Origin of the sequence: Nonomuraea sp. K271 (assembly GCF_009908215.1) — a bacterium.
GTDB classification, from domain to species: Bacteria; Actinomycetota; Actinomycetes; order Streptosporangiales; family Streptosporangiaceae; genus Nonomuraea; species Nonomuraea longispora.
This window is the reverse complement of record NZ_JAAAHR010000020.1, coordinates 21,659-40,264: the sequence shown is the minus strand read 5'-3', so window position 1 is coordinate 40,264 and position 18,606 is coordinate 21,659. Positions and strand designations below refer to the sequence as shown.

Genomic DNA, 18,606 nt, shown 5'->3' with positions numbered 1-18,606 from the left:
GGACCCATCGTCGGCCGGAACGTTGTTCTGCTCCCCGCAGAGGTCCATGGACGGCGTGTGCTCTTCAGCACAGGGTTCACAGGCGTGATTCACCTGGGGTTCACTGCGTCCCCCTAGCTTGTAGCCCCATGAACTGGAGGTACCGCGCCAACGCCACGCTCGAAGGCCTGACGGGATACACGTTGACGCGCCGCATGCGCAAGGAGGCGCCGAAACCGCCGCCCAAGCCGCCGCTGGAGTCGCAGCGGCTGCCGGGCGACGCCGTACGCCCGCCCGTCGACGGCGCTCATGACCGGTTGCTGCGCGCGCCGGTCTTCCTGCTGTCGTCCGTACGGTCGGGCTCCACGCTGCTGCGCGTCATGCTGAACAGCCACTCGCGCATCCACTCGCCGATCGAGACGCACTTCAGGCGGGTGACCGTCGGCCTCGGCACCGATCCCGTACGGCAGGCCATGGATCTGCTCGGCCACACCCACAGCGACATCGAGCACATCGTCTGGGACCGGCTGCTGCACAGGGAGCTCAGCCGCAGCGGCAAGCAGGTCCTGGCGGAGAAGACGCCGAGCAACGTCTTCGCCTGGCGGCGGATCTCGACCTGCTGGCCGGACGCGCGTTTCGTGTTCCTGCTGCGTCACCCGATGTCGATCGTGCAGTCCTGGCACGAGGCGGACCCTCCCAAGCGGCCCATGGAGGAGGCCGTGCCTCGCACGCTGAGTTACATGACCTACCTGCAGGAGGCCCGTACCCATCTGGAGGGACTGACGCTGCGCTACGAGAACCTGGTCGCCGACCCCGAGGCGGAGCTGCGCCGGCTCTGCGCGTTCCTGGACGTCGCGTACGAGCCCGCCATGCTCTCCTACGGCGACAAGGACCACGGCGCCTTCGTCAAGGGCATCGGCGACTGGCGCGACAAGATCCGGGCCGGCACGGTCGTCGCCGCCCGGCCCCTGCCCGAGGCCGGGGAGATCCCGGAGGCCCTGCACGAGATCTGCCGCCAGTGGGACTATCTCCGGTGAGTGACCATTCTCACCGTCGCGGATGCCATGCTGTGACAGAGTTCGCCGGTGATTTGCCCGCCGTTCCCCGCAACCTCCGATATGTTGCCCTTCGTGATCAACGGGCTTTCCCGCCGCACCCTGGTCGCCGGAACTCTCGGCGGCCTCGCCGCTCCCTCAGCGGCCTCCCTAGCGGCCCCCTCAGCGGCCGGCGCCACCGCCGTCCGCGGCCGCCTTCCCTCGCGGCCCAACATCGTGCTCATCCTGGCCGACGACCTCGGATGGGGTGAGATCGGCAGCCAGGGGCAGCGCAAGATCCACACTCCGAACCTGGACCGGATGGCCGGCGAAGGCGTGCGCTTCGCGACCGCGTACTCGGGGGCGCCGCTGTGCGCGCCGTCACGCTGCGCACTGCTGACGGGGCTGCACGCGGGCCACGGAACCGTACGCGACAACCCCGAGGGCGGGCCACAACTTTCGCTGACCGACGCCGACCTGACCTTCGCCGAACTGCTGCGGCTGTCCGGCTACCGGACGGCCTGCATCGGCAAGTGGGGGTTCGGCCCGGAGGCACCCCATCAGGCCTCCCATCCGAACGTGCGCGGGTTCGACGAGTTCTTCGGCTACATCACCCACCGGCACGCCCACCACTACTTCCCGTCGTACCTGTGGCACAACGACAAGAAGGTGTCCATCCCCGGCGGGTCGTACGCGCCGCACCTGTTCCGGGAGAGGGCCACCGAGTTCATCGCCCAGGGCGGCGACGACCCGTTCCTGCTCTACTACGCCAGCAACCTGCCGCACTCGCCCAGCGCGATCCCCGGCGACGCGGGCGTCTACGAGAAGGAGCCGTGGAGCGATCCGAACCGCCGCCACGCCGCCCAGGTGACACGGCTCGACACCGACGTCGCCGCCCTGCTGCGGGCGCTGCGGGACGCGGGCGTCGCCGAACGCACGCTCGTGCTGTTCACCAGCGACAACGGCCCCCACCGGGAGAAGGGCGTGACGCCCAGGCTGTTCAACTCCAACGGCCCGTACCGCGCCGACAAGCGCGACGTGTACGAGGGCGGCATCCGGGTGCCGCTGATCGCCTGGTCGCCCGGGTTACGCCACCGCGTCGAGCGGCAGCCGGTCGCCTTCTGGGACGTGCTGCCGACCTTCGCGGACCTGGCCGAGGTGCCGGTGCCCGCCCACCTCGACGGGCGGTCCTTCCGCGGCCTGCTCACCGGCGGGAGCGCGCCCAAGCACCACCACCTGGTGTGGAACCGGCCGCGCAAGGCCCAGGCCATCCGGCGCGGCCGGTGGAAGGCGGTCCGGTTCGCCCCGAACATCGCGGGGGCCGGCCCCGAGGGCCGGGTCGAGCTCTACGACCTGTCCGCCGACCCCGGCGAGAAGCTCGACCTGGCGGCCGACCGTCCCGAGCTGGCCGCCGAGCTGCTGGCCACGCTCGACGCGTCGATCGGGCCGGACCCGCGCACGCCGTACGGACTGCGCACGGAGCTCACGGACGATCAGGTCATCGTCACCCTGCACAACGGCTCGTCCCGCGCCTGGCGCGGGGTCGAGCTGGGCCTCGACGGGCCGCGCAAACGGCGGGCGCGCCGGGTGCCGCGGCTGGAGCCGGGCGCGGCGATCACGGTCGGCTTCCCGCTGCCCGCCAGGCGCGGCCGCATCGTGGCGCGCGCCGCCTTCACCCACGGCGGCCGGCGGCACGTCTTCCGCGCCAGGCACGTCAGGCGCACGGACGCGGCCGCGCTCCAGCACGTCCGGTGAGCGCAACGCCCTGACGCGACGGGGGGAGGACCGTGCGAGGCCCTCCCCCTTCCCCGCGCCGGGACGGTCAGCGCGTGGCGTAGGCGCGGATCACCTCCTGCGCCAGGGTGTTGCCGTTGACGTCGGAGGCGTTCAGCCGCAGCGAGACGAACCCGGACGGCGAACGGCCGAGGGTCGTCTCGTACCTGCCCCTGCCCTTGTCCCGCAGCCGGGCGGGCTTCCAGGTGGCGCCGTCGTCGTACGACACCTCCAGCGACACGTCCTTGATCGCGCTCTGCTCCGCGCCCTCCTGGTGGCGGAGGGACAGCTCCAGCTTCCGCGACCTGGCCCGGTTCTTCAGGTCGACCGGCGCGTCGAACGTGGCCAGCAGCAGCGGGATCACCGTCGCCTCCGCGGCCCGCTCGGAGCCGAAGGTCCACATCCCCTTGGTACGGGTGGACAACTTCGCCCAGCCCGCCTCGTTGGCGAGGTCGTACTCGATGCGGTACTCCGACTTCTCCGGGGAGAGCGTGCCCGACCCCGAGGGCAGGTAATTCGTCTGCCACAGGAGCGTGTCGCCCTGGTAGAGCCTGAAGTCGGTCTTCATGCCGTGCTCGAACTTGCTGGTGTACGTGTCGCCGTAGTTGCCGGCGGCGTCCACGAAGCCCTGCATGGACACCAGCAGCTTGTCGCCCTCCCGGCGCACCGGATTGCGCGGGTTGACGCCCGGCAGCAGCGGCTGCTTGAACACCGAGCGGCCGACCCGCTCGCCCGCCTCGTACGGCCGCAGGTCCGGCGACGACAGGCTGATGCGCGGCGTGTCCGGGTGCGGCCACATGGTGTTGTAGTGCCGCTCGGGAACCCCGGCCGACGTGGACCAGCGCAGGTCGGGCCCCGGGGTGACGTACTCGGTCCGGGTGCGCGGCGCCCTGGCCATGGGATGGTTCGTGCTGATCGACGAGGTGTCCCAGGGCTGGAAGACGAACCTGGCCTCGTTGACCATCACGTCGTCGGCGAGCTGGGTGTGGAAGTCCGTCTCGATCCTGGCCAGCGACCTCGCCCTGACGACGTAGCGCAGCTTGTCCCGCACCCCACCCTTCTCCCGCAAGAACAGGTGGTAGGCGTACGGGCTGGCCACGACGCCCTTGGCCACGATGGGCACGGGCAGCCTGCGCAGCCGCTCGACCAGCTTCAGCCCTTGCTCCTGCGTCAGCCGCACGGTCGGGACGGCGAGCTTGACGCCGTTGCCGCCGGTGGTGACGTCGTGGCCCGGCTGGTCGCTGTAGACGGCCACCATCTTCGCCCCGGCGGCCGCGGCCGCGTTGGACTGCGTGGATACCGGCACCCCGGGAGTGCGGCGGATGACGGCGAGCTTGCCGCGCAGGTCGCGGGCCTTGATCTCGCCGGGTGAGCCGCGTCCCACGTCCACCGCCATGAGCAGCCTGGTGCCGTCCAGGCGCGGGTACTCGGTGGCGAAGTCGCTGAACTGGACCGGGTTCACGTACTGGGGATCGAGTTCGAGCCCGAGGGTGGTCAGGGTGATCTCGGGGGCGGTCAGCCGCCACCGGGTCGAGACGACGAACGTGCCTTTGGTGACCTTCTTCGTGGGCTGGACGAACAGCCGCTCCTCGATCTGGCCTCCGGGCGAGATGGTGGTGCCGCCGCGCAGCGCGGTGCCCTGCTCCCCCGCTCGATACCACATGAGCGCGGCGGCCGAGCCGGTGTTCCGCTTCGTCCTGTGGTCGGGCGTCTCGACCTTGACCTCGACGGCCTTGCGGGCGTCCAGCACGACCTCGGTGTCCTCGCTGATCGTCATTTCGGGGTCGCCGAGCAGGCTCTCGTTGAGCGGCGTGCCCTTGGCCGTGCTGTCCTGGCCGGCCGGCATGGTGAAGATGTGGCCGAGCACCGAGTACGTGCCGGGTTCGACGAGCAGGCAGGTGCCCTTGCCGTACTTCTGGTCGGTGCACGGCTGCGCGGGCTCGCCGGGGAGCACGCGGCCGACCAGGGTGCCCTGGTCCAGGTTGAGCACGGTGAAGCCGCCGCGGCCCGGCCGTCCGTCGCGGGCGATGCCGCGTACGCGCAGCTCGACGCGCTTCTTCTCGACGTCGGCGGTCAGCAGCGTGCGCACGGGCGGACCGCCCGCGACCGCGGCCGTCAGCTCCTCGCGTACGAGGCCCGGCTCGTCCGCCTTGAGCGTGACCTTGGCCTCGGCCGTCCCGGACGCCGGCACGGTGAGGCGGGCCGGCTCGACGGCGAACGCGCCGCCGCTCGACAGGTCCAGCTCCGCGGGCTCCTGCCCGAGGTTGTGGTACGTGACGGTGAGGCTCTTCTCCTCGCCGGGGGCGAGCCTGCCGAAGCCGACCGAGCCCGCCGAGGCGGCGACCGGGTTCTTCAGCGCCGCGGCCACGTCGATCCTGCCCGCGCCCTGCGCGTCGACCGGGATGTCCCGCCCGGGGTCGGCGGTGGCCATGAGCAGCGACTTCAGCTCGCCTCCGGTGACGCCGGGGCGGGCCTGCCGCAGCAGCGCCGCCGCACCCGCGACGTGCGGGGTGGCCATGGAGGTGCCGGACATCGCGACGTGGCCGCCGCCGGGCCTGGCGGCGGAGATGTCCACGCCCGGCGCGGTCACGTCGGGCTTGACGGCCTGGTCGGCGACGATCGGGCCCCTGCTGGAGAAGCCGGCCAGCCGGTCCTCACGGTCCACGGCCCCCACGGTCAGCGCCTCGGGCGCGTCGCCGGGGGCGCCCACACACGAGTCGCAACCGTCGTTGCCCGCGGCCACCACGAACAACGTCCCGTACTGCTCGCTCAGCCGGGAGAGCGCGGCGGTCAGCGGGCCGCCCGCCTCGGAGCTGCCCAGGCTCATGTTGACGATCGCGGCGCGCTGCTCCCCGGCCGCCCACTCCATGCCGTCGATGATCCACGACAGTTGCCCGAAGCCGTCCCCGCCCAGGACCCGGCCGTTCAGCAGGGTGGCGCCGGGCGCCACGCCCTTGGCGCCGCCGTCCGTGCCGGCGCCCGCGATGGTGCTCGCGACGTGGGTGCCGTGGCCGTGCGGGTCGCCCGTGACGTCCTCTCCGGTGAAGTCGCGCCGGCCGGCGACCTTGCCCGCGAGGTCGGGGTGCGCGGCGTCGACTCCGGTGTCGAGCACGGCGACGGTGGTGCCGGAGCCGTCGTACCCGCCGGCCCAGGCCTCGGGCGCGCCGATCTGCGGCACGCTGCGCTCCAGGACCGGCTTCACCCTGCGGTCGAGCCAGATCTTCGACACGCCCGCCAGCGGCCCGGCGGCGCGGGCGTCCGGGCCGGCCAGCTTGGCCAGTTCGGCGCCGAACGCCGCCGCGTCCGGCTCGGCCACCGACACGCCGGTCCCGCCGATGCTCTCCAGCGTGCGGAGCTGCTTCACCGACGGCACCGCCGCCTTGGGGGCGTTGCCCGCGTAGGTGAAGATCAGCGGGATGGCGTCGTCGTAGCCCTGCTCGGCCAGCGCCGTCACGTTGAACAGCGCGCTGTCGAGCCGCTCCGGCACGAGCGAGGCGACGTCGTCGGGGATGACGCTCAGCTGCCCGCCGGTCTCCAGCACCTGGAACGTCGGCACCGAGCCGTCCGCCCGCGGCGCGGGGGTGACCGCCACGGTTCTGTGCTCGCCGTCCACGGCACGCACGCGCACCTGATCACCGGTGACCAGCGTGATCTCGTCGCTCGCCGCATCACTCGTGAACTCCACGGGCGGCGCGGCGGTCGCGTACGCGCCGGGGGCCGACAACAGCGAGGCGGTCATGGCCGCCGTGGCGGCCATGACCGTCCCCCGCCGCCCATGTCTCAAGCGCCCTAACCCATGCAGCATGAACGACCTCCAGAAGTCGGTAAGCACGAATACCCGACTTCCTAGCCGCCCTGAGCTGGCGCTGTCTATGAGGTGGGCGTGGCCAGATCCCGACTTGTCGTGGATCCGCCACTCGTGGACGGCCGACCGGACGGCCCCGGGTCACCGGCCCAGGGGACGGCGACCGTGGCGGCGGGTGAGCGGCCGTACTCCGTGGAAACCGCCTCCACCTCGATCGTCGTGCTCGTCTCGGCGCCGGCCCGGTCGAGCCGGGGCACGAAGTAGGCGTCGTTGGGCGTGGCCCCCAGGTACGTACGCCCGCCGCCCGGATCGCGCCGGTAGACGTCGTAGTGGTGCACCTTGCCGCGCGAGCCGGCCCAGGCCAGCCGGAGCGACTTGCGGTCGTCCGACACGTCCGTGACGCCGAGCACGGTGAGCCCGGAAGGCGCGGACGGCCGGTCCACGGCCCCGTCGTACACGGCCAGCTGCCCGACACGGATGTCGTAATCCTTGTTGACGCCCGTCGTCCGCAGCCCGATCTGGGCGATGGTCCGGCCCGCGTGGGCGGACAGGTCGATCGTCCTGCGCTCCCAACCTGTTCCGCGGGTGGAGCCCAGGTCGAACGTGGTGAACCTGGTGGGCGCGTCGGTGAAGGAGACGGCAGCCCGCAGGTGGGTGGGGCCCGCCGCGGGCGTTTTGACCACCACCGACATCTTCGTGTCCGCCGCCACGGGCAGGCGCGTCTGGTAGAGCCGTACGGTGTTGACGGCGTCGAGGCGGCCGGTGAGCCGCAGCGACGAGCCGCCCTCGTAGGCGTCGCCGAAGTCGATCGACGGGGTCAGCTCGGTGCCGCGCGAGCTGACGAGCCACTGGTAGGTGGGCGGCACGTCCTGCACGGACAGGTTGTTCCAGCCGCCGTCGCGCACGCGGACGCCGCCGACGTTGTAGAAGTCGCCGTGCCCGAGGTTGAACCCCGTCACGAACGGTTTGCCGGTGACCGGCGTCGACTCGGCGACGTAACGGGCCAGGCCCTTCCACGCCGGCGCCTTCTGCGCCGGCCCCTTTCCGGTCGGTGGGCTGGAGGTGTCCGACGGGTCGCCGTTGGCGCCGACCCAGAAGCGGGAGTCCCTGGCCCGGAAGTCGGCAGGGCCCGACGACGACCGCCACGTCCACTCCGGGCGGTATATGCCGAGCGAGGCGGCGTGCGGCCGTCCCGCGGGGAACAGCGCGTCCCACGGCACGTCCGTGACGTAGCCGTCGGCCTCGGTGTCGATGCCGGCGTACAGCTCGTGCTCGTCCCTGCCGAGGCTTCTGGCCAGCGCGCGTGACGACCGAAGCTTCGCGGCGTCCCATCCGAAGTCGAGGAACATCGAATCCGCCACCCGCCCGGGGTCGTTGAGGAAGGCGTCGTTGGCCGGGGTGAGCGCCTCCTGCCAGTCGACCGTGCCGCTCTCGGTCATGGCGTCGTACCACATGAACTCGACCGGACCCTTGGCGCGGGCGTACTTCATGAGCGAGCGCAGCTCGGCAGCCAGCGCGGCGTCACCGCCCTCCGTCTCCTGGTTGATGAACCAGCCGTCGAACCCGTGGTGCTCGGCCACCTGGACCAGCTTGTCGGCGACCGGGTAGGAGTGGCCGCGCTTCTCGACGAAGTCGCGCACCCACTGGAGCTGCCCGCCGAAGACCTCGGGCGGGAAGAAGACGGTGCCGTACACCTTGACGCCGTTGCGGTGTGCCGCGTCGATGACGGTGGGGTTCGGCGCGAGGATCAGCCCCTCGGCCGAAGAGCCGCCCCAGAAGACCAGCGTGTCGACGTACTGCCAGTGGCCGAAGGCGTAGTAGTCGGCGTCCAGCGAGCCCTGCGACGGGTTGTCCGAGGTGGGGGCGAACGACACGAGCGAGACGACGCCGCCCTCGCCCGCGCGGGCGTGAGGGTTGGCCTTCAACGCCGGGTCCTGGGCGCGCGGCCGCAGCGGCACGCGGGAACGGTTGAACCTCGCGTCGGGGTCGGTGGCCGGGTCCCAGTCCAGGATCGTCTTCGGGAACCAGTAGGAGGCGTAGGGCTGGTCGCCCGTCGCCGCCAGTGCCGGGCGGGCGGGCGCGGTGAGCAAGGCCGCCGCGACCGTGACCGCGCAGAGCATCGGTAACAGCCTGCGTCTCATCTGATCTCCTCTCGTTGCCGGTCTCAGTGCCGGTCTCAGTGCCGGTCTCAGTGCCGGTCTCAGTGCCGGACTCGGTGCCGGTCCCGTGCCGGTCCAGTGCCGGGGCTCAGTGCCGGTCGAGCACCGTGTCGATGCCTCTGGCCGCCAGGTCGGCGGGGTCGGCGGCGCGGGCGGCGGTGACGATCGCCAGCGGCCCGTCCTGGCGCAGCCGCACCCACGCGGCGTGGAACGCGCTGCCCGGCGCGACCTCCGCGCGGCGCTCCGGCTCGGCCCTGAGGTCCACGTCGCAGACCAGCGCCCGGCGGCGCGCGGCCCTGTCACGCCGTTCCTTGACGGCGGCGGCCAGCTCCCTGGCCGCCGGTTTGGGCTGGTGGTCCACGGTGAACAGGCCGAGGTCGTACTCGCGCTCGGGGAAGTCGGCGAGCGAGCGGTCGAGGTCGTGGGAGCACCACCAGGTGACGCCCCACAGGGCGGGGTTGGGGGTGACGGCCTCCAGCAGCCGGCTCACGAACGCGGGCGCGTCGGGCTCGGGCACGTCGGGCCTGGGCACGCCGACCTCCTGCAGCCAGACCGGCCTGCACGGGTCGGGCGAGGTGGCCGCGGCCAGCTCCACCAGGTAGTCGGCGTGGGTGACGGTGGCCGGGCCGAGCGGGCCGTCGATGGCGGACACGCCGTTGAACACCCACGAGTGCACGGTCGTCAGGTCGCCGAGGTCGACGTTGTCGGCCGGGTGGAAGGGGTGTTCCGGGTCGTACCAGGTGGCGTCGTACAGCGAGTGCAGGGTGAGCAGGCCGGGGGCGGCGGCGCGGGCCGTGCCGAGCAGTTCGGCGGCCCAGTTCCTGGAGTCGCCGAACGTGGTGGGGTTGGCCGGGTAGAGGTTGTTGACCTCGTTGCCGAGGGTCACCGCGAAGACGTTGTCGCGGGTGGCGATCTCCCTGGTGAGCGTGTCGACGTACGTCACCAGCCCGGCGCGGACGTCGGGGTCGGTGAACAGGCCGCGCCGGTGCCAGGTGAGCACCCATGACGGCAGGAAGTCGAAGCTGGACAGGTGTCCCTGCAGCAGGTCCACGGCCACGGACAACCCGAACTCCGCGGCGGCGTCGATCACGGCGAGCAGGTCGTCGATCCCGCGCCGCCTGATGAGCGTGCGGTTGGGCTGGATCCACGGCCAGACCGGGAACACCCGGACGTGGTCGAGCCCGATGCCCGCGAGGTCCTCGAAGTCGCGGCGGGCGGCGTCGGCCGGCTGGTCGAGCCAGCCGTAGAACCAGCCGGACGAGGGCACGTAGTTGGCGCCGAAGCGGAGCGGGCCGGGGTTGGGGTGCGGCAGGGGCACGCGGGTCCTCCATGGGGTGAACCGTCCCCGCGAAGGTGCTCCCCCGGCGGAGGCGCATCCCCGTCCCGGGGTCGAGCCGATCACCGAGACCCTAAACCGCTTTAGTCACCTTGCCAAGAGCGGGGGGCGCGGTGCTCTGCCGGACGACCAGCCGCGGGGTGCCGGTCTTGACCACGCGCCTGGCGCCCGGGTCGGCGATGACCTCGAGCAGCACGTCGGCCACCTGGCCGCCGAGCGCGACGGTGTCGCGCGACAGCGAGGTGATGCTCGGGTGGGTGACCCTGGTGAGCACCGAGTCGTCGAAGGCCACGATGGACAGCTCACCCGGCACGGCCACGCCCATCTCCCCCGCCACGCCCAGCCCGGCCAGCGCCATCACGTCGCTGTCGTAGACGACGGCGGTCGGGCGGGTGCCGCGCGACAGCAGCGTCCTGGTGGCCGCCGCCCCCTCGGCGTCGCTGAAGTCGGTCGGCAGCGAGACCGCGTCCACCAGGCCGAGCCGCTTGACCGAGTCGCGCAGCGCGCGCATGCGCCGCTGGGTGTGGCGCAGCCCCGGCAGCCCCGCGACGTGGGCGACGCGGCGGTGCCCGAGCGCCGCCAGGTAGTCGACGACCGACACCATCGCCTCCCGGTCGTCGGCCCACACGCTGGCCAGCGCGCCGTGCCGGCCGGGACCGCCCAGCACGACGGCGGGCACGCCGAGCTCCTCCAGCGCGGCGAAACGAGGGTCGCGGACCTTGGGGTCGACGAGGATGAACCCGTCCACGCGGTGCGCGGAGGTCCACTCCCTGTAGACCTCGATCTCGGCCTGGGAGTCCTCGACCACCAGCAGGTGCATCGCCACCTGCTGGCGTGACAACCTCGCCTGCAGACCGGACAGGAGCTGGGCGAAGAACGGCTCGACGCCCAGCGTGCTCGCGGGCCTCGCGATCACCAGTCCCACCGCCTCGGCCCTGGCGCCGCCGAGCGCCCTGGCGGCGCTGTGCGGGCGCCAGTTCATCTCCCTGGCCACCTCCAGGATGCGGGCCCTGGTCGCCTCGCTGACGCCGGGACGCCCGTTCAGCGCGAACGACACCGCGCCCTTGGACACCCCGACCCGCTGCGCGATGTCGGCGATCGTCGGTCGGCCCACGCATCCGCTCCTTTCCTCACAGTCCGGCCACACCCTATTGACAGCGGAGTCTAGCCCGGTGAATAGTCCGGCAACTAGAGCGGTTTAGTACCGAAGGAGAGCGCCATGCGAAGGTACTGGGCAGGACTGGCCGTGCTGGCCGTCGCGATCGCGGGATGCGGCCTGGGTGGCGCGGAACCGGACTCGGCCGCGCCGGTCACGAACGTCACCGGCGAGGTGAAGGGCAAGGTCAGCCTCCAGACGTGGGCGCTCAAACCGAAGTTCACCGACTACGTGCAGGGCGTCATCGACGGCTTCGAGAGGCAGTACCCGGGCGCCGAGGTGGAGTGGCTGGACCAGCCCGCCGAGAGCTACTCGGAGAAGGTGCTCACCCAGGCGGCCGGCGGCTCGCTGCCCGACGTCGTCAACCTGCCGCCCGACTTCGCCTTCCCGCTGGTCAAGCAGGGCATGCTGCTGGACGTCGGCCAGGCCGACCGGCAGCTGGCCGACGTCTACGTCCCCGGCGGCCTGGAGGCCTACCGCTATCCCGGCGCCCAGGGCACGTACGGCTACCCGTGGTACCTCAACACCGACGTCAACTACTGGAACTCCGAACTGCTCACCGAGAACGGCCTGGACCCCGAGAAGCCGCCCGCCAGCCTGGACGAGCTCATCTCCCAGGCCAGGACGCTGAAGGAGAAGTCGGGCGGCAAGGTTCACCTGATGAGCCGCAAGCCGGAGCTGAGCGACCTGGTCAACGCGGGCGTGCCCGTGATGTCGCCCGACGGGACGCGCTTCGTCTTCAACACCCCGGAGGCGGTCGCGCTGCTGGACAGGTACCGCGAGGCGTACAAGGAAGGGCTGCTGCCGCGCGGCGTGCTGACCGACACCTACGCCGGCAACGCCAAGCTGTTCACCGAGGGCGCGGTCGCCTGGACGACCGCCGGCGGCAACTTCATCACGAGCCTGGCCACCGACAACCCGACGCTCGCGCCCAAGGTCGTGCCGTCGCCCGCGATGGGCACCCCGCCGCTCTACGTGCAGGGCCTGACCATCTCCAAGGCCACGAAGAACGCGCCGGCCGCGCTCGCCCTGGCCCGCTGGGTGACCAACGCCGAGAACCAGGCCGCCTTCGCCCACCTGGTCAACGTCTTCCCCAGCACCAAGGCCTCGGCGAACGACCCGTTCTTCAGCAGGAGCGACGGCACCAGGTCGGGCGACGCCAAGGTGATCGCGTTCACGTCGCTGGCCGAAGCCAAGATGCTGGAGCCGGTGCAGGTCACCGAGGCGATGAAGAAGTTCGTACGGCAGCAGTTCGCGCTGGCGATCAACGGTGAGGCGACCTCCAAGGAGGCGCTGGACGCCGCCGTGGCCAAGTGCGACGAGCTGCTCAAGAGCTGATGACCCACCACCGCTGGTTCACACCGTGGCTGCTGGTCGCGCCGGCCGCGGTCTGGTTGTTCGCCTTCTCCGTCTGGCCGTCGATCAACACACTGGTCCTGGCGTTCACCAACGCCAAGCCGCTCGGCGGCGGGCACTTCACCGGCCTGGCCAACTTCGGCCGCGCCCTGAACGACGACCAGCTCGCCGACGCGCTGGTCAACAGCATCGTCTACATGCTGGTGTGCCTTCCGCTGCTCACGCTGCTGCCGCTGCTGATCGCGATCCTGGTGGAGAAGAAGCTGCCGGGCATCATGTTCTTCCGCACCGCCTTCTACACCCCCGTGGTCGCCTCGGCCGTGGTGGTCGCGCTGATCTGGGGCTGGCTGCTGGACGACCGCGGCCTGGTGAACGGCTTCGCGCAGTGGCTGGGCGTGATCGCGGCGCCGGTGCCGTTCCTGACCGACCGGTGGCTGCTGCTGTTCAGCGCGATCAGCCTGACCGTCTGGAAGGGGCTGGGTTACTACATGATCATTTATCTGTCGGCGCTCGGCAACGTCCGGCGCGAACTGCACGAGGCCGCGGCCGTCGACGGCGCGGGCCCGGTGCGGCGCTTCTGGAGCGTCACGGTGCCCGGCGTGCGCAACACGATGCTGCTGATCTCCGTGCTGGTGTCAGTCTCGGCGCTGCGCGTCTTCTCCGAGCTGTACGTGCTGTCGAACGGCACCGGTGGCCCCGGCGGCAGGGACATGTCGCTCGTGATGCTCATCCAGCTCTACAGCCGCGGCTTCACCGGCCACCTCGGCTACGCCTCCGCGCTCAGTCTGGTGCTGCTGGCCGTCACCATCGGGCCGATGCTCCTGCTGCTGCGGCTCAACAGGAAGGCGGCCTGACATCAACACCGTCTCCGCCCGCGAGAAGGCGCTGCGTTACGTGCTGCTCCTGCTCGTGCTCGCCCTGACCGTCTCGCCGTTCCTGTGGCAGCTGTCCACCTCGCTGAAGAGCCTCCAGGAGGACATCTACACCCGGACGCCGAGCTTCCTGCCCCAGCAGCCGACGCTAGCCAACTACGCCGAGGTGGCCGAGACCATCCCCGTGTGGTCGTACGCGGCCAACTCCCTGGTCGTGGCCGCCATCGTGGTCGCGGGCAACGCCGCAGGCGCCACGATCGCCGGGTTCGCCCTGGCCAAGCTCCGTTTCAGGGGCGCGAAGCTGCTGCTCGGGCTGTTCCTGGCGACGCTGGTGCTGCCGGGCGAGGTGACGATCGTCTCCCAGTACGTCACCGTCCGCTCGCTCGGCCTGGCCGACACCTTGCTGGGGGTGGCGTTGCCGGGCGCGATCGGGATGCTTAACGTGCTGTTGATGCGTACAGCGTTTCAGGCGATCCCCCGGGAGATGGACGAAGCCGCGATCATCGACGGGGCGACGGCGTGGCAGCGGCTGCGCCACATCGGCCTGCCGAACGTGCGCGGCATGCTCAGCGTGGTCACGATCTTCGCGTTCATCGGGGCCTGGGACGACTTCCTGTGGCCGCTCATCGTCCTGACCGACCCCGCCAACTACACTCTCACGGTCGGCCTGCAGTATTTGAACGGCACGTTCAGCGCCAACCCGCGGCTGATCGCGGCGGGCACGATGATCTCGTTCCTGCCGATCATGATCGTTTTCGCGGTCCTCCAGCGTTTCTTCTTCAAGGGCGTGGAGGAAGGCGCCATCAAAGGCTGACCATCCCTTTTGTTAGGAGTCCCTGATGCACGACGACCGTGACCTGGTCGAAGCCCGCTTGAAGCGTGTGCTCAACGAGCGGATCCGCCCCGCTCTTTATCCCGAGTCGGTGCCGCTTGAGGTGGCCGTCTGGCATGCGCCGGACGAGCCGGTGCCGGTCGCCGAGGGGCTGGCCGCGACGCCTGAGCCGATCGCTGCGGGTGATGCCTGGGGTGTGCCGTGGGGCACGAGCTGGTTCACCGTCACCGGCACGGTGCCGCGCGAATGGGCGGGCCGGACCGTCGAAGCCCTGCTCGACCTGGGCTTCGACGAGGACATGCCGGGTTTCCAGTGCGAGGGCCTGGTCTACCTCCCCGACGGCACCCCGGTGAAGGGGCTCAACCCGCGCAACCAGTGGGTCCGCGTCGGCGCCCCCGTCAAGGGCGGTGAGCAGGTGCGCCTGCACGTCGAGGCCGCCTCCAACCCCGTCATCCTCGGCCGTCACCCGTTCCAGCCGACCCGGCTCGGCGACAAGGAGACGGCCGGGAGCGACCCCCTCTACCGGCTGACCCGCATGGACCTGGCCGTCTTCGACGAGAACGTATGGCAGCTCGTGATGGATCTGGAAGTGCTCGGCGAGCTGATGCACCAGTTGCCGGTCGACGGCGCCCGCCGCTGGGAGCTGCTGCGGGCCGTCAACCGCGCGCTGGACGTCGTGGACCTGCAGGATGTCAACGGCACGGCCGCCGCCGCCAGGGCCGAGCTGACCGGCGTGCTGTCGGCGCCCGCCGTGCCGTCGGCGCACCGCGTCAGCGCCGTCGGCCACGCGCACATCGACTCAGCCTGGTTGTGGCCGCTGCGCGAGACCGTGCGGAAGGTGGCCCGCACCGCCTCCAACATGACAGCGCTGCTGGAGGACGAGCCGGACTTCGTGTTCGCGATGTCGCAGGCGCAGCAGTGGGCGTGGATCAAGGAGCACCGGCCCGAGGTCTGGGCGAAGGTGACCAAGGCGGTGGCTGCCGGCCGGTTCGTCCCGGCGGGCGGCATGTGGGTGGAGTCCGACACGAACATGCCGGGCTCCGAGGCCATGGCCCGGCAGTTCGTGCACGGCAAACGCTTCTTCATCGACGAGTTCGGCGTCGACAACGAGGAGGTGTGGCTGCCCGACACGTTCGGCTTCGCGGCCGGGCTGCCGCAGATCATCAAGGCGGCCGGGTCGAAGCGGTTGCTCACGCAGAAGATCTCGTGGAGCCAGACGAACACGTTCCCGCACCACACGTTCCTGTGGGAGGGCCTCGACGGCACCAGGATCTTCACGCACTTCCCGCCCGTCGACACCTACAACTGCTCGATGACGGGCGGCGAGCTGGCGCACGCGGCCCGCAACTTCAAGGACAAGGGCGTCGCCCGGCACTCGCTCGCGCCGACCGGCTGGGGCGACGGGGGCGGCGGCACGACCCGCGAGATGATCGCCAAGGCCGCCAGGGTGCGCGACCTCGAAGGCTCCCCCGCGGTCACCTGGGAGACGCCCGCCGACTTCTTCGCCAAGGCCGAGGCGGAATATCCGCACCCGCCGGTCTGGGCCGGCGAGCTCTACCTGGAGCTGCACCGGGCCACCCTGACCAGCCAGGCCAAGACCAAGCAGGGCAACCGGCGCAGCGAGCACCTGCTGCGGGAGGCCGAGCTGTGGGCGGCGACCGCGGCCGTGCGCGCCGGGGCGCCCTACCCGTACGCGCAGCTCGACCGGATCTGGAAGACGGTGCTGCTGCACCAGTTCCACGACATCCTGCCCGGCTCTTCGATCGCGTGGGTGCACCGGGAGGCGCGCAGGACGTACGAGCTGGTGGCGGAGGAGCTGAACGCCGTCATCGACACCGCGCAGCGCGCGCTGGCCGGTGACGCCTCCGGCGGCACGCTCGTCTTCAACGGCGCCCCGCACGCCCGCGGCGGCGTCCCCGCCGGAGGCGCGGCCCGGCCGGAGCCCGGCGTGCAGACCTCCGTGCGCGAGCGTGACGGCGGCGGCCACGTCCTGGACAACGGCCTGCTCAGGGTGGAGGTCGACGCCCGCGGCCTGATCGTGTCCATCTACGACGTGGCCGCCGGCCGGGAGACGGTCGCGCCCGGCAGGGCGGCGGGGCTGCTGCAGCTGCACCCCGACTTCCCCAACAAGTGGGACGCCTGGGACGTCGACGAGTTCTACCGCAACTCGGTCACCGACCTGACGGAGGCCGACGAGGTGAGCCTGGTGGACGGCTCGGTGCGCGTCCGCCGTTCCTTCGGCTCGTCGAGCGTGACGCAGGTGCTCACGCTGTCCGGCCGCCGGCTCGACATCGATACGGACGTTGACTGGCACGAGACGGAGAAGTTCCTGAAGCTGGCGTTCCCTCTGGACGTGCACGCCGACCGGTACGCCTCCGAGAGCCAGTACGGCCACGTCTTCCGCGCCACGCACACCAACACGAGCTGGGAGGCGGCCAAGTTCGAGGCCTGCAACCACCGCTTCGTGCACGTGGAGGAGCCGGGCTGGGGCGTCGCCCTGGTCAACGACTCGACCTACGGCCACGACGTCACCCGCACCGCCGGCGAGGAGGGCACGACCACGACCGTGCGGGTCTCGCTGCTGCGCGCCCCCCGCTTCCCCGACCCGGAGACCGACCAGGGCGTGCACCGTTTCCGCCACGCGCTCGTGCCGGGCGCCACGATCGGCGACGCGGTCCGGGAGGGCTACGTCGTCAACCTGCCCGAGCGCCGCGTGCCCGGCGACGCCGAGGTCGCCCCGCTGGTGACGGTGGACGACGACGCGGTGGTGGTGACCGCCGTCAAGCTGGCCGACGACGAGAGCGGCGACGTGGTCGTACGTTTCCACGAGTCGAGGGGCGGCCGGGTGCGGGCCACGCTGACGCCGGGCTTCCCCGTGGCGGAGGTGGTGGAGACGGACCTGCTGGAGCGTCCCACGGCCGAGCCGCGGCGCCACGACGGGCCGGTGCCGCTGACGCTGCGCCCGTTCGAGCTGGCGACCTTGCGGTTCAAGCGCGCGTGACCCGGTCAGGGCCGCCAGGCGAGGGCCGGCGGCCCGCTCAGCCGCTGAGCAGCGCTCCCAGGCGGGGCGCGTACGTGGCGTGGAAGACCAGCGAGGCCGCGCCGATCGCGGCGGCGTCCGCCGCGATCGGAGAGGTCTCCACCCTGACCGCGTGCAGCCGCCTGGCCAGCGACCTGGTCGACACGGCCGCCGCGATCACCTGGCGGTAGAGCCCGCCCACCTCCCGCAGCGCGGGCCCGCCGAGCACGAGCAGGTCGATGTCAAGCATGTTCACGACGCTCACGGCGGCGTCGGCCAGCCGCCCGGCCACGTGTTCGATCACGGCGAGGGCCTCGCTCTCGCCGCGGGCGGCCGCCGCGCAGATGGCGGCGTGGTCGGCTCCGGTGCCCAGCGCCGCCTCGATGGCACTCGGGCAGCAGACGGCCTCCACGCATCCCCGGTTGCCGCAGTAGCACTCGGGGCCGTCGGGTTCGACCGTGATGTGCCCGAACTCGGCGGCGTTCAGCGAGCGCCCGCGGTAGACCTGGTTGTCGAGGAAGATCCCGCCACCGATGCCCGTGCCCAGGTAGAGATAGGCGAAGCTCGGGGTGGAGCGTGCGGTCCCGGCCCACCGCTCCCCGATCGCCGCGGCGGTCGCGTCGTTGTCGACGGTGACGGGGAAGCGGGTGTACTCCTCCAGCAGGCTCTTGATCGGCACCTGGTTCCAGCCGGGCAGCCGCGGGGGCGACACCATCACGCCGTCGCCGTCCAGCGGCCCTGGGCAGGCCAGACCCACCCCCAGCACCTTGCCGTCGGCGACGCCCGCCTCCCTGAGGATGCGCCGGGCGGCCCTGGCCATCTGCCGCACCACGGTGTCCGCCTTGTGTCCGGGACGCACCGGCAGGCGCAGCCGCGCGACGGGCCGCCCGGCCAGGTCGGCGAGCACACAGGAGATCTCACCGGGATCGAAGTGCACGCCGATGGCGTAGCCGGCGCCGGCGTCGACCCGCAGGATCGTACGCGGCTTGCCCCCGTTGGACGGTGCGGAGCCGTCCTCGATGACCAGCCCTTCCTCCAGCAACCGGCGCACGATCACCGACACGGTCTGCGCGGTCAACCTGGTGCGGGCCGCGATCTGGACCCTGCTGATCCCGTCGGAGGCCTGGATCGCCTCCAGCACCACGGCGCGGTTGTAGCTCCCCACCTTGGGCAGGTTCGTGCCCAGCTGCATGTCGCCAATATCACACAAACTGTTGACTTTGTAAATCAAATGGATTTAGCTTCTCGGCAACTCCAAGGAAACTTCCCTGGCACATCCCCAGAA

11 protein-coding genes are annotated in these 18,606 nt (G+C 71.4%); 6 read left to right on the top strand and 5 right to left on the bottom strand.

Annotated elements, in window-relative coordinates:
• Positions 1-128 precede the first annotated feature (128 nt).
• Entirely contained in the window at positions 129-1,016 is an 888-nt protein-coding gene (locus tag GUY59_RS09795) for a sulfotransferase family protein (protein WP_138199589.1), read from the top strand.
• A 93-nt stretch (positions 1,017-1,109) separates the two neighbouring features.
• Complete coding sequence (locus tag GUY59_RS09790) at positions 1,110-2,768, top strand: arylsulfatase (RefSeq protein ID WP_161714472.1); 1,659 nt, start codon at positions 1,110-1,112, stop codon at positions 2,766-2,768.
• A 67-nt stretch (positions 2,769-2,835) separates the two neighbouring features.
• On the opposite strand, the gene GUY59_RS09785 is transcribed toward GUY59_RS09790, so the two are convergent.
• The 4 genes from GUY59_RS09785 to GUY59_RS09770 all read right to left on the bottom strand — a co-directional run bounded on the left by GUY59_RS09785 (position 2,836) and on the right by GUY59_RS09770 (position 11,200).
• A complete protein-coding gene (locus GUY59_RS09785; RefSeq protein ID WP_236666992.1) occupies positions 2,836-6,543 on the bottom strand; it encodes a S8 family peptidase in 3,708 nt (1,235 codons plus the stop codon).
• A 113-nt stretch (positions 6,544-6,656) separates the two neighbouring features.
• Positions 6,657-8,732 (bottom strand): endo-beta-N-acetylglucosaminidase, encoded by a 2,076-nt coding sequence (locus GUY59_RS09780; protein ID WP_138199592.1) that lies wholly within the window; start codon positions 8,730-8,732, stop codon positions 6,657-6,659.
• A 106-nt stretch (positions 8,733-8,838) separates the two neighbouring features.
• Positions 8,839-10,068, bottom strand: coding sequence for a glycoside hydrolase 5 family protein (locus GUY59_RS09775; protein ID WP_138199593.1), 1,230 nt, complete (start codon positions 10,066-10,068; stop codon positions 8,839-8,841).
• 91 nt (positions 10,069-10,159) lie between these two features.
• Positions 10,160-11,200 (bottom strand): LacI family DNA-binding transcriptional regulator, encoded by a 1,041-nt coding sequence (locus GUY59_RS09770; protein ID WP_138199594.1) that lies wholly within the window; start codon positions 11,198-11,200, stop codon positions 10,160-10,162.
• A gap of 105 nt (positions 11,201-11,305) precedes the next feature.
• Between GUY59_RS09770 and GUY59_RS09765 the strand changes: the two genes are divergently transcribed.
• Genes GUY59_RS09765 through GUY59_RS09750 form a run of 4 tightly spaced genes read left to right on the top strand, consistent with a single transcriptional unit; the run spans position 11,306 to position 17,303 of the window.
• The gene (locus GUY59_RS09765; RefSeq protein ID WP_138199595.1) at positions 11,306-12,580 is read left to right on the top strand and encodes an ABC transporter substrate-binding protein; all 1,275 of its coding nucleotides are present in this window, start codon (positions 11,306-11,308) and stop codon (positions 12,578-12,580) included.
• Positions 12,580-13,452 (top strand): carbohydrate ABC transporter permease, encoded by an 873-nt coding sequence (locus GUY59_RS09760; RefSeq protein WP_138199596.1) that lies wholly within the window; start codon positions 12,580-12,582, stop codon positions 13,450-13,452. The genes GUY59_RS09765 and GUY59_RS09760 overlap by 1 nt, the downstream gene beginning before the upstream one ends.
• Before the next feature lie 40 nt (positions 13,453-13,492).
• Positions 13,493-14,284, top strand: coding sequence for a carbohydrate ABC transporter permease (locus tag GUY59_RS09755; RefSeq protein ID WP_252374842.1), 792 nt, complete (start codon positions 13,493-13,495; stop codon positions 14,282-14,284).
• A 25-nt stretch (positions 14,285-14,309) separates the two neighbouring features.
• Positions 14,310-17,303 (top strand): alpha-mannosidase, encoded by a 2,994-nt coding sequence (locus tag GUY59_RS09750; RefSeq protein WP_138199598.1) that lies wholly within the window; start codon positions 14,310-14,312, stop codon positions 17,301-17,303.
• Between the two features lie 37 nt (positions 17,304-17,340).
• On the opposite strand, the gene GUY59_RS09745 is transcribed toward GUY59_RS09750, so the two are convergent.
• Entirely contained in the window at positions 17,341-18,513 is a 1,173-nt protein-coding gene (locus GUY59_RS09745) for an ROK family transcriptional regulator (RefSeq protein WP_138199599.1), read from the bottom strand.
• Positions 18,514-18,606 lie beyond the last annotated feature (93 nt).